Origin of the sequence: Vibrio sp. M250220 (assembly GCF_036533795.1) — a bacterium.
Lineage (GTDB): Bacteria > Pseudomonadota > Gammaproteobacteria > Enterobacterales > Vibrionaceae > Vibrio.
The window spans coordinates 41,108-54,349 of sequence record NZ_JATABI010000008.1 but is presented as its reverse complement, the minus strand read 5'-3'; the positions used below and the strand labels follow the sequence as shown (position 1 = coordinate 54,349).

General features: G+C 43.4%; 4 protein-coding genes. All 4 read right to left on the bottom strand.

Going from position 1 to position 13,242, the window contains the following annotated elements:
* Positions 1 to 17: 17 nt before the first annotated feature.
* The 4 genes from QTN94_RS05195 to QTN94_RS05180 are packed head-to-tail and all read right to left on the bottom strand — an operon-like array spanning position 18 to position 13,205.
* Positions 18 to 935 carry a 3-hydroxyacyl-CoA dehydrogenase family protein gene (locus QTN94_RS05195; protein ID WP_331427123.1) on the bottom strand — a complete coding sequence of 306 codons (918 nt, stop codon included), beginning with the start codon at positions 933 to 935 and terminating at the stop codon, positions 18 to 20.
* Entirely contained in the window at positions 932 to 3,457 is a 2,526-nt protein-coding gene (locus tag QTN94_RS05190) for a beta-ketoacyl synthase N-terminal-like domain-containing protein (protein WP_331427121.1), read from the bottom strand. The genes QTN94_RS05195 and QTN94_RS05190 overlap by 4 nt, the downstream gene beginning before the upstream one ends.
* Positions 3,454 to 8,547, bottom strand: coding sequence for an acyltransferase domain-containing protein (locus QTN94_RS05185; protein WP_331427120.1), 5,094 nt, complete (start codon positions 8,545 to 8,547; stop codon positions 3,454 to 3,456). Before QTN94_RS05185 ends, QTN94_RS05190 begins: the two co-directional genes overlap by 4 nt.
* A 20-nt stretch (positions 8,548 to 8,567) precedes the next feature.
* Positions 8,568 to 13,205: an amino acid adenylation domain-containing protein gene (locus QTN94_RS05180; RefSeq protein WP_331427119.1), complete on the bottom strand. Its 4,638-nt coding sequence runs from the start codon at positions 13,203 to 13,205 to the stop codon at positions 8,568 to 8,570.
* Positions 13,206 to 13,242 lie beyond the last annotated feature (37 nt).

The window sequence follows — 13,242 nt, the reverse complement described above, 5'->3', positions numbered from 1 at the left end:
TTTTATTCTCCTTAAGATTACGAATTGTATTCATAAAAACCTGAACCTGACTTCATGCCTAACTTGCCGGAACTGACCATTTTCTTTAGTAAAAAGCACGGACGAAATTTACAATCGTTGAAACCTTCATAAAGCACTTCCAACGACTTAAGAATTGTGTCCAGACCTATTAAATCTGCAGTTTGCAGCGGGCCCATTTTGTGCCCAAAGCAGGTTTTGAACAGCGTATCTACATCCGCAGCCGATGCGACATTTTCCTGAACCATAAATATGGCTTCGTTAACAAAGATCATCATGGCTCTATTGGTCACAAAACCCGGTGAGTCTTCTACTGTAATCGTTTCTTTGTTGAGTTGAGCAAGCAATTCACGAATGCATTCAAGGGCGTGTTCATTGCTCAACATTCCTCGAATAAGCTCGACCATTGGCTTTAGGGGAACAGGGTTCATAAAGTGCACCCCGACGACGTTTTCGGGTCTGGGCATCAAACTGGCAACACGTGTGATTGAAATAGCTGAGGTATTTACACAGAAGATTGTGTCCGGCCTACATATCTCGCGCATTTGTTGATAAAGAGATTGTTTGATATCCCAGTTTTCAGTCACATTTTCGATAACTATTGATACATCCGAGATCTGATTCAGATCGGTTGTAAACTTCAAACGTTCAAGAATGGCCTGTCTCGAATTAGTCAGCTTGCCATGTACTTCATGTACTTGATAAAGACGTAAATTTCGATTGATTAAACTGGCACAGGTATCAAGCTGATTCTGATCATTATCAACGACAATCGTGTTAAACCCATGTCGTGCCAGATCATGCGCAACCCCAGTCCCCATGACACCAGCACCAATGACAGCGATTGAGATTGATTCCGGTGATAATCCGAACAATTTAACGAATTCGGCAGTATCGCCTTTAAGATGTAAGCTCATGAATCATCCTTATTTTCAAGTTCTTCAGGGTTTTGATTAAGTACTGAAAGCCTCAAATAACGACAGATAGATGCAGCCGTAGGTGTTTCCAGCAAATCTGCGAGATCAATTTTTTGAGAAAAGCATTTCTCAATGGACAGAGCCAATCGAGTTGCAAGCAGAGAATGGCCGCCTAGCTCAAAAAAATCATCGTCAAGCCCAACTGGAGCTATACCGAGCAATACCTCCATTAAATTGACTACTTTCATTTCTGTCTGCGTTTTCGGTGATCGGTATGTGATTGAAAGCTCGGGTCTTGATGCAACCGTTCCTGTTTGAACCATATTTTCTGGTGGTTCGGTTTGTTCTGAGCCAGAAATTTTCCTATGAGGGATTGGAAAATGCATTTGCGTAAATGGATATGCGGGTCCTGCTAGATGCACAGGGAAACACCCATCGTAAAAAGAAGCCCATTTTACTGGATAACCTTGTAGCCAAATCTCAGCCAATTGATAATCCAGTTGCGACAATACATTCATTTGCAACTGACAAGTTATTATCTTTATTGCGCCCGCTTGCCTTAAGCGCTGTAAATTATTCTTTTTAATAACTTTTTTCGACGAATCTTCCAGTAATAAATTAAGCCAATAGCCATCATCCATGAGCACCTCTGCGGGAATCTCATCTCCTTGTGAAAAACACAGCTTGATTGATGTTGAGAGGTTCCGTTCCGGTACACTGAGGAAATCACCCGACTGCAAAGAGGATAGTGTGGCCATCACTGCATCGTATTCCATCATGCCGACAGCGACAGCAGCTAACCAAAGCGCTAGCCCATCACCTGTGACACAATCCAAATTCGGCACTGCCTCAAATAAGAATCGTAACTGTGAGAGCTCATTGGCAAGATCAAGATCTTTCATCGAATCATGTTCTTCCACTACAAGTTCTAACATTAAGGCTTGTGCTGAACCTGATTGTGTTGTTGCATGAATATGTTCAAATGACCACTGTTGAGATGAATCAACAAAAGCAACAATTGCTTCGCGATGTTCCAATATCCGCCGCTTAGTTTGCAGGCTAAACGCTAATCGTTGCATTTCATGTGGTGTAGCGGTTTCATGAAGCTGATCTAATACTGCATGAAGCAGCTTTTTTGCCCCTGCCTGAGTCTGAGTAGAAACAGGAAAAACTAACGGCCCGGTCTGGCAATGATTCAGTTCTATATTCGGGGCTTGCTCTACAATGGCATGCACATTGGTGCCACCAATACCAAATGAGCTTATAGCAGCCCGACGAGGAGATAGATCAGCGCACCACTCTCTGACATCCATTGGAATGTAAAATGGACTTTGTTCAAGCGTCAGATTTTCATTTGGCGATTGAAAGTTGGCCATTGGTGGAATCTTAGCTGCTTTAACAGCTAATACGGCTTTAATAAGCCCCGCAACTCCGGCAGCAGCATGAGTATGACCAATATTTGCTTTTACAGAACCTAATGCGCACTGGCTTTTATCTACTGTTCTAAAAGCTGAAACAAGCGCATCAAATTCGACCGGATCACCAACCGATGTCCCTGTTCCATGAGTCTCTACGTAGCCGATAGTTGATGCATCAACATCTGCAATTGCCATTGTTCGCTCAATCAGCTCTTTTTGCCCTTCAAAGCTCGGGGCAGAAAAACCAACTTTACGGTGACCATCATTATTCGCACTGATACCTCGTAAAACAGCGTGAATTTGATCTCCGTCCTCAACAGCATCCTGCAAACGTTTCATCACCACCGCACAAGCGCCATCACCAAACAACGTGCCCTTTGCCTGTTTATCAAACGGTCGACAATAGCCATCTAAAGAGTGAATCATACCTTTTTGCGGCAAATAGCCACTTTTTATGGGCAGATCGATTGTCACACCACCAGAAACGGCAATATCACATTCACCAAAAAGCAAGCTCTGTGCAGCCAATTGGACAGCGGATAATGACGTCGAGCATGCGGTATAAAGGCTGTATGCCGGGCCGTGCAGATCTAAATGATACGCAACAAGCTGAGCAAGAAGATCCTTATGTGCATGAATGCCTTTTTCAAACTGTTCAGCACCGCTTGTTGCGAGTGTATCTGCCGTTCTTCGAAGCCATTCAGGGTCTTCTGAGGCTCCGGCAAATACACCAATTAATAGATCAGAACGATTGTCTCCACCATAACCAGCGTGTTCCAGTGCGTGGTATGCAACTTCATGGAAAACTCGGGTTTTAGAGTCAAGGTTCATCGCCTCAGTACGACTGTAACCAAAAAAATCGGCATCAAATGAATCAACACCTGAGATAATAGGCTTCACACGCAGAAAATCTGGGTGATTAACCATATCAGGATCGATTCCCTCTTCAATAAGCTCGTCTTTGCTAAACCAGCTTTGACAGGCTTTTTTATTAAGAATCACTTGCCAATATTCTTCCAGCGAACTTGCTCTGGGTAATCGAACAGCCATACCCACAATGGCAATACCTAAGCCATAATCCGAAAAATCTAATTCTGACGTCATTGTTCATTCCATTTTGATGGGGTATGGCGACGAGATGTAGCTTGAACTCGATCACGCACAGCCTTGACTGCACTAACTCGTGACTTGCCATTCTTATTGACTGCATGTTGACTATCGCGATTGCTCTTGTAGTCATTTTTGTCTATTGATAACGATCCTGATCCATCACCTTGATAATGTCGTGCCAATCGAGAAATCGTTGGGTATTCATAAAAATCTACAACTTTGCTTGAAGATGATATGGCGGACAACTTTCCTGCAATTTGCACGATATCGAGTGATGTGGCACCTAGTTCAAAAAAATTATCGTCTACACCAACCGGAGAAATGCCTAAGTGCTGCTCAAATAAACTCACATATTTTTTCTCGTGCTCTGTTTGTGAGGACCGATAGGATGACGTCAGTTTTGGTCTAGGTCGTAAATCTACTTTGTTGGTATTGGCTGCAACATCACGTTGGCTTTGATATTGACTCAGGCCATTCTGTGTCAACAACTTTGCTTGTGATCTTGAACTGAGCAAAATATGTGAATTAGGTACTGACTTTCCTGCCCAAACATCATAAAGTGCCAGTGCTTCCTGATCTGAAAATCCACATGCAAACGCCCCCTCTGTTCGTTCCTGCAATAGCGCATTCAGGCGATTCATCGTTTCACGATTACGGTGGGTAATAGTGATCTTGCCATAATGGCGGGCACCTGCCATAAAGCTAAACGCATCATTCACTTCATCTGCACCAAAAACCGTCATTGGTAAACAAGGTAGGTGTCCTTGTTCAACGAGTGTAACTATCTCTTTAAGCCCGCGCCCTGTAGCTTCTAAATTCAAATCATCACCAACAGGAATGAATTGACGTCCATGGCTAAACAGGTTCATCGGTATCGAACGACCTGAATGAATATCCTGCACACCAAGTTCAACAAAACGGCCACCTGCTGATAAACAACGTACACCCGCATCTAACAGTTCGCCTGTCAACGCATTAAGGACAACATCGACTCCCTGGTTGTTGGTTACCTTCATCAGATTTGTTTCAAATGTGGCATCCCGAGTAGAGCCAACGACAGTTACTCCCAGCTCCTCAAGCCGTTGCCTTTTATCTTCACTCCCCGCCGTTACAAAAATATCTGCCCCAATATATTTGGCAACATATAGTGCCGAAAGCCCAACGCCACCAGCCGCCGCATGAAGAAGGACTCTTTCTTTAGGCTTTAATCTCGCCCGCTCTTTCAGCGCTATCCAGGCTGTTAAATAGGTCACTGGCAATGTCGATGCGGCTTCATATGTATACCCCCTTGGCATAGGAACAACAGTACAATCAGGAGCAATGAGAAAACGAGAAAAACTACTAGGCTGAGATGTGACGACATCATCACCAATCTGAAGGCCAACGACTTTATCCCCGATGCGAACAACCCGCCCTGCACACTCTAAACCGTATTGATTAGGATTCGTTCTTTGAGGTAATTTACCAGCGGCAAATAAAACATCCTTGAAACTCAAGCCTGTTGCCAATACTTCAATTTCAACCTCATTAGGGCCAGGCGCAACTCTTGAACTTGATTTGAATTGCAGACTTTGGAGATTTCCTGGCTCATTTTGAGTCAATGTATAGTTGGTACTGGTTGGCAATACTCTTGTCTGTCGTGCAGTTTTCTGATTACTGGCGTCAGATTCTGATGTTGGAAATGTCGGTAATTGTCGTTTGGTTATTGCCTGGCAAGTAAGTTGATGACCTGTCTCGCCATAAAGTGTTAAAGCCAAGCTATGCCCTCCAGAACGATCAACTACAGGGGTAACACTGACTTGTACCGTATTTCCGATCGGGCCTGTAACGGAAAGTTGGTCAAACGTGAATGGCACAGCCGAAAGCCCTTCACCACTGACTCGCTCCCATAGCCCGATTGCGACATCCAACAATGCTGGATGGATAAGTATCCCTGTTGTTTCTGATTGATATTCTGTTGGAAGAGAAAGCGTTGCACGAACAGTCGTTTTGTCTGAGGTGCTGTAGACTGAATCAATACAATGCCAAGGACCTGCATAATGCAATTCTGTCTGGTATAGATCAGACAAAGCCACCTGCATCATTGACATATCGTCGGTCATATCATAACCGTGCCGATAAAGTATGTTCTTTGCCGAATGCTCAGTATTAACCTTCGCCAGAAAATGGGTTGTCCAGCGATCGACAAACAAATCAGACCGCGATCGAATCGTGATCTTCATATGGTCTGGATGCTCCTCTCTTTCAATAAGGAGTAAACAGTCTTCTTCTGGTGACATCGTCAACGGTGTTAAAACAGTTGCTTCATCCAATACAGCCACTTTCACACCAACAGCGTTAAGGTGCTCTAATGCAAGAAACAAGAAGCCTGTCGCAGGCATAATGCCCATATCTTTAAAAGTGTGCTGATCAATCACCCAATCATTCGGACGTTGTAGTCGGATAAGAACTTGATTATGTTCTAAATGTTTACGAAGCTCGGTCGATTTATCTAATAAGTCTTGCTCAAACAGAGCCTGAAATGGAAGGGGAGCTGTATCATTCGTTTCCCCTTGTATGAGCCGCGCAGCCATTCCTCGTTCTTGCCAAGAATCCCAGCCAAGAGACAAACAATGAATGCCCAACTTTTTACTACAATAATCCGCGATACCATCAAGCCAAGCGTTTGCAGCACCATAAGCTATCTGCCCTGGAGTTCCAATCGTTTCAGAGGCGATGGAGGAGCAGAAAGTGACCACAACATTTGCGTTTAAACCACCTAAAGCTTGTATATCCGCCAAGCATTGTGCCGTGCCCAAAATTTTTGCACAAACTTCTTGATTCAACGCTTGCTGATCAAGTTTGTGAAGCATCGTTGAACCGACATTGCCTACCGCAAAACAAATATGATCCGGTGCCAAACCAGCAGCCAGTACTGGACTCAAGAGCAACTCTTTTTGTGGTTGTGTCACATCCAGTTGGTGATAGTGCCACGTCGAACGATATTGGCGTGCCAACTGGTCATATTTTGATATTTGATCTGCTCGTAATTCTTTTCTCGCAAATAAAACAACTTTAACCTGTGATTGCTTCAACCAATATTCAGTAAGTACTGAGCCAATAGCTCCTCTTGCACCAAAAATCCAAATCGTTGGCATATCTGGCAGAGTATTTCTTGGCAAGTTTGCTGGACTGATCGCACAAGCATGACGGTTGAACAACTTACCATTTCTGCAGGCTAAGTATGGCGCGTCGTTCTTCCCTTCATAAAGCTGCCCAAGTAGAGATGGTAACATCCAATCTTGCTGATATCCGGAAGCAGGTAAGTCACACTGTGCTATATGTGTGGCCGTTAACTCAGCCTGTACTTGCATCGCTGCTCCGGCGACCGCTCGTACCACAGGATTAACTACATCAGAATCTAAAACAGCAAATGCGCCAGATGTGAGTAGGCAAATTTTGTCTCTAGGACCAAATTGTTCATTAATACTTCTAAGACTATCAAGAAACTGATTGATTAATAGTAGCGGCGCGTCGGCCTCTTTTAACGGATCAGCCGTAGCGTTAACCACAAGCAACCAATACACCGGCGTATGTTTCGTCCCACACTGAGCCAGCGCCGCTTTATCACTATTTGAAATCACTTGATAAGTTATTTCATGCGCATGAAGTGCATTAGCAAGCTCATTCACGACATCGGTCGCCTCATTTCCCACAGGTACAATGCACAAATTACCTAATTCAGGCATCATGAGTTGCTCTTCAGCCAAAGGCCACCAGATTGGTTGTCTCGCCCATTCATTTCGTGGAGCGCGCAGTTTCTCCCGAATACTGAGTGGCTCAAAAGACTGACCTATTTTCCAATAGGATTGACCTTTGAATGGATAAAGAGCAAGTGATTGCCGCTGTCCTGTGACACCATGATCAAACATCTGCCAGGACAGTGGAGCACCAACACACCAAAGTCTGGCTAAAGCTGTACTAAAATTCCGCCAATCATCTGAAGCAGTAGAGGTTAAGCGCGAAAATTTGTGTGATAGAAGGTCAATCGCAGTATGTTTATCTGAATTCCAATGTGAATGACGTTTGCTGAGATTAGTCAATACGCTACCCGGACCAACTTCAACAAACAACCCTCGTTCAGCAAGCAATGTTGATAACCCATCGTCAAACAATACGGCGTTCCTGGTGTGCTGGCACCAATACTTTGGATCCATCGCTTGTTGTGGGGTAATCCAACATCCTGTTACATTAGAGATGAACGGTGTGGTTGGTTCATTGAGCGTTAACGACTGCAACGCTTCTTCAAAATCCTCTAGCATGCCATCCATCATCTGTGTATGAAAAGCGTGCGATGTATCTAAACGCACAGCCGATTGACCAAGGACTTGATTCTGTGCAAAGAAGAGTTGGATTTTGTCCTCTGGCCCTGCTACCACACAAGCATCTCGCATGTTTACTGTGGCAATTTCAATTCCTGGCCAATATTCAAGCAATGGTGTCAGCTCAGCTTTTGATTGCTTTACACTGTACATCACTCCTGATGGCAAAGCCTGCATCAACCGGCCTCTCTTGGCAACGAGGCCAAGTGCGTCATTAACATCAAAAACCTCAGCAAGTGTCGCTGCTGTAAACTCACCAAGGCTATGTCCTATCATTGCATCAGGTTTTAAACCAACCTCAATCAAGCATCTCGCCAATGCCAGCTCCATTATGAATAACAAAGGCTGCACAATTCGTGTTTCTCGCAAAATCGTTTCAGTCGGTTCAATATGCAGCCAGTGATGGACGTCAAAATCGACATGACTCTGCAACTGTGCTGCTAGCTCATCTAAATGATGCGCAAATGGCAAATAATCGCGATAAAGCCCTCGTCCCATTCCTACGTATTGCGTACCTTGCCCAGGAAACAAGAACACCAGATCAGATGGTTGCTTATTTTGCTGCCCTGTTACCCAGTCAGCTAGCAGGATGTGTTCGCTTGAAAATAGTTCACTATCATGTTGCGACATTGCAACCATACGATGGGTAAGTGCCCGTCTACCAGATCGCAGTGTGATTTCAACATCATCTGCCAATAACCTTCTCGCTGCCGCATCAGCCATTGTTGATTGGGCGCGTTGAGTCAAGCTGATTGGATCGGCTGCAGAAAATGGGAAAAAACGAATGCGATTAGATACATTGTCTTTAGAGCTTTTCTCCGCCCTTTACCAGCAACATTTTCTGGTAAAGGGGCTTCTTCAAGTGCTAAGTGTACGTTGGTTCCACCAATGCCAAATGAACTCACTACAGCACGACGACCGTGATGGTTAGGGGTCAACCAAGGCTTCGATTTAGTTAAGATATGAAAAGGGAAATTTTCCGTAGGAATTTCTGGATTTAAATGTTCAAAATTTGGATTCGGGGGTAACACTTTGTGCCGCAATGCACTGACAGCCTTGATTACACCAGCCACGCCAGCAGTCGAATTTAAATGCCCGATTGTCCCTTTAATTGAGCCCAACACACAATGGTGTTTACGGATATCACCATAGACTTTCGCTAAAGATGCGGCTTCAATCGGATCGCCCAAAGACGTTGCTGTACCATGAGCTTCTATGAGGCCAATGGTTTCTGGAGCAAAATCAGCTTTGTTCAGGCACATTTCGATTACATCGCTTTGTCCCTGAACACTAGGTGCAGTATAACCTACTTTTCGATTACCATCATTGTTAATAGCACTGGCTTTGAGTGTCACCAGTATTGGATCTTTATCAGCCAATGCCTGCTTCAAACGCTTGAGCACAATAACAGCTACACCATCACCAGTAACGGTTCCTGATGCCTTTGCATCAAAAGGACGACAATAACCATCTTTTGAGTGAATCATGCCTTCAACGTAATGATAACCGCAGTTAACTGGCATTTCTATTGATGCTGCACCAGCAATAGCAATGTCACAATCAGATGCAAGCAAAGCTTGAGCTGCAATATGAATTGCCGCAGCAGATGTTGAACAGGCTGTATCAACCAGTACCGAAGGCCCTGTCAATCCTAAAGAATGAGAAATCAAAGCCTGTGGTGCTTGCAAATTAAGATTAGCGGCCTCGTAACGTTCGGTCTGAATCTCAGTATGTGCTAAAACATGATTCATCCAGGTTGGATTTGGTAATACACCAACATATAAACCAATTTGATACTTCTGGTGTGCATCAGCTTGACCACTAGATTCCAGAGCATCCCAGCAAACTTGATGCAGCAGACGTACCTGCGGATCCATAAGATTCGCCTGCCGCTCAGAATAACCAAAAAAGTTTGCATCAAACTTGTCAACATCTGCAAGTATTCCCTTTGCAGGCACATAGCTATCTGCACTGATGTCTTCATGTGCGACACCATGAGCAATCAACTCTTGAGTTGAAAATCTATGAATAGCTGAACGACCTGTTTTCACTAGTTCCCAAAGTTCATCGACATTAGCAGCATTGGGAAAGCGCCCTGACATACCAATAATTGCTATATCATCAGAACTTATTTCAGCTTTGTTCTCATATTTGATAGATTCGCTTGAATCAGGCTTCGTTGAATTAGACTGTTGTATCTGGGCAGATTGCGTTTTGCGGAAAAAACGTGCCTGTTCGCTTATTGTGGTATTCGAGAACAAATCTGTCACTGCAACAGGTTGCCCTAATTTTTTGGTAAGTAAGCTCTTTAAGCGAATAATAAGAAGAGAAGTGCCACCTGCATCAAAAAAAGGAGTGGTATCAGAGATGTCTGTTTTATCTAATACAATCTGCCATGCCGACCTTATTGATGAAAGAATATTTCCTGAATTAGCATCAGCGCTTGTTTCTAATAGCCATGCTTGTTCATGATCTTTGGCTCTTTCTATCTCAGTCATCTCTTCAGTTGATAAATCTTCGACATATTTTTGGCCAAGGTCAATTAATCTCAAACGATCAAGTTTGCCATTCGGAAGTTCAGGAAATTTATCAATCTGAAATACATAATCAGGCAACGCCCAGTAAGGCAAGTGTTCTGCCAGAATCTTCAGAATGTCTTTTGAGCCGACAACAGCCTTTGATTTATAGAAACCAACAAGCTGCTGAGAATGCTGGTCAGAAAGTAGGAGAACGGCCGCTTCATTGACCTGAGGTACAGCAAGCAGACGCTGCTCAACCTCAGAAAGATCTAATCGATTTCCACGTATCTTTACCTGATTATCTAGACGACCATGATAAACCAAAGTACCATCAGCCTGTGCTTGAACAAGATCACCGGTAAGAAAACGCTTTTTGTTCATATTATATGGGTCTTCAATAAAACGGTTACGATCATATTCATCGTGATTTATATAGCCAAGAGCAACTCCAACACCACCAGTGGCCAGTTGCCCTAATGCGCCATGAGGCAATAGATTGTTGTCCAAATCCAGTACTTGTAGACTCGTACCATGAATTGCATACCCTATCGGAACAGGCTCACCGATAGGGGCGCTCAGCGGCATGTAAGTTGTCAATATGGTATTTTCTGTCGGCCCATATCCATTAAAGAGCTGCAATTTGGGGAAACGCTCGATGGCTTGACGAACATGCGATGCTGAAAGTGCTTCACCACCAATGATGACCCGTTCCATTTTTGCAAAAAAATCCGCACCGGATGCAACATGGGCGTTGAATAACGATGTTATAAACCAAGCCTGAGTAACACCCTCACTTGTGATCCAACGATCTAATGATTCTGCATCTAACAAATCCACACGGGAAGGAATTACAAGTTTTGCCCCTTGAGCCAAAGTTGACCACATTTCAAAAACAGAAACATCAAACTCAAAGGCACTGGTTAACAAGACACAGCTATCTGCCGAAGGTAGCAGTTCAAATTGCTCCAGAATTAATCTGGGCATCGCGCTAAATGGCACCACAATCCCTTTAGGTTTACCCGTCGAACCAGATGAGTAAATAACATAAGCTGGATCAGAAGGATTTGGCCTCGCCAACATCGATAAATCAATTGACGGCACACTCTGTTGATGCTGAGGAATAAAGGTTGGACAACTCAAAGGAATTTTCTGATCAGGCTGACAAATGAGAAGCTTAGGTTCAAAATCCTTGACAACTTCAGCAATCCGGCCAATTGGATAATTTTCAGATATTGGAACGTAAACTGCACCGATTCTATGAACCGCCATTAAATTTAAAACTGTATCAATCGAACGGTTAGTAATAACTCCAATATAGTCACCACATCGCACACCTTGTGCGTAAAGAGCACATGCTCTTTGATCAACCTCTGATACCATTGCACGGTAATTCAACTTTCGAGATGCATCAACCAATGCAATTGCTTCAGGTCGTACTCGCGCCTGTTGCCATACAACATCTAATATGGAGCGATAAGGCTGGGTAAATACATCAGCTTGTAAACGTGCATGCTGCTCTGATAAACGGCCTGCCGTCATGTTTTGCAAGTCTGCCAGTCTGGTATCTGCAGCTGTAATCATTTGCTTTACTAAGCAGGCCCAAAGCGTTGCTAACTGTTGTGCAATTTTATTCTTACTTGAGGAACGTACCGTAACATGAAGTTGGATGCCGTCAGGAACATCCATCACAGTAACGCTAATAGGAAATTCTGTTGTTTCTTCCAATGAGACTGAGTCAATGAGATCAGATGCCCCTCCTATCAACGTTGTATCCAAAGGATAATTCTCAACAACAAACAGTGAGTCAAAAATATTCCCTCTCTCGCCTGGATTGACCATTTGGGTAATATCTGCAAGCGAGGCGGCCTGATTGCTCACATAAGATTGAATATTCTCATGCATTGCCATAACGGCATTAGCTACTGTATCAGAGCCTGAAGAAGTAGATCGTATCGGTAATGTATTGATAAACATACCAACTGTTTGATCAGAGTCGAGGGCTTTCTCGCGCCCCGAAAATACAGTCCCAAATAACACGTCACGACAATAAGTCCAACGCTGAACAACCATCCCCCATACGGTATAGTAGAGGGAAGCTGGAGTCACATGCAATCCTGCACAAAATTGCGCCACCTCTGAGCCGCAGTTCAACATGATCTTATGTTGATGTGTTACTGCCATTTGATTATCAAATCCGATTAAAAACGTCGGTTCAGCAGCTTGTAAATGCTCACGCCAAAATTGCCTATCCTGTTCTCTTTTATTCTTGCTTGGGAGGAGATACTTAGGTGATGTTTTGCTCTTTGATATATCTACAGATATTTCTTTCTCATAATCTGCAAATAGTTCTTTCAAGCAATTAGCAAGACTCCAACCATCAAGCAAAATATGATGCCATGACAGAAGCAACGCTGCATTCAGTTGATTTTGCACCAAACACACCTGAATCGCATCTTTACTAATATCGTGACCTTGCTTTTTTTGTCTGGCTAACCAATCCGTAGCATAAGTCTCAATTGAATTTGAATCCTGAGATTCATATTCAACTACCTCAAAAGGCAAACTTTCTTTTAGTGGGAGAATTGTTTGTACTGGTTGTTTAAGTCCATCCCAAATAAAACGAGCACGAAGCCCCGCATGGCGTTTAAAAAGAGCTGTCAAGGATTGTTGAAATTTTTCAATATTAACAGGAGCGTGAAGTCTAATAATAACTTGTTCCAAATACGCTCTATCATCAGGAAATTCTATTGTCCTTAATAGAAGTGCTTCTTGTAGAGAAGTGACGGGAAGAATATCTTCAATACTTGAATATAAAGATGACTTACTTTGTTCGAGGCAGTTGTTCTCTAAATGCAAACTCATTCTTATACCAGTCTAAAAAATACCATTTTAAATTCAA

Excerpts from the sequence above, each read along its gene's own strand:
- QTN94_RS05195 (WP_331427123.1), bottom strand. The coding sequence starts at position 935 with ATGAGCTTACATCTTAAAGGCGATACTGCCGAATTCGTTAAATTGTTC.
- QTN94_RS05190 (WP_331427121.1), bottom strand. The coding sequence starts at position 3,457 with ATGACGTCAGAATTAGATTTTTCGGATTATGGCTTAGGTATTGCCATT.
- QTN94_RS05185 (WP_331427120.1), bottom strand. The coding sequence starts at position 8,547 with ATGGCTGATGCGGCAGCGAGAAGGTTATTGGCAGATGATGTTGAAATC.
- QTN94_RS05180 (WP_331427119.1), bottom strand. The coding sequence starts at position 13,205 with ATGAGTTTGCATTTAGAGAACAACTGCCTCGAACAAAGTAAGTCATCT.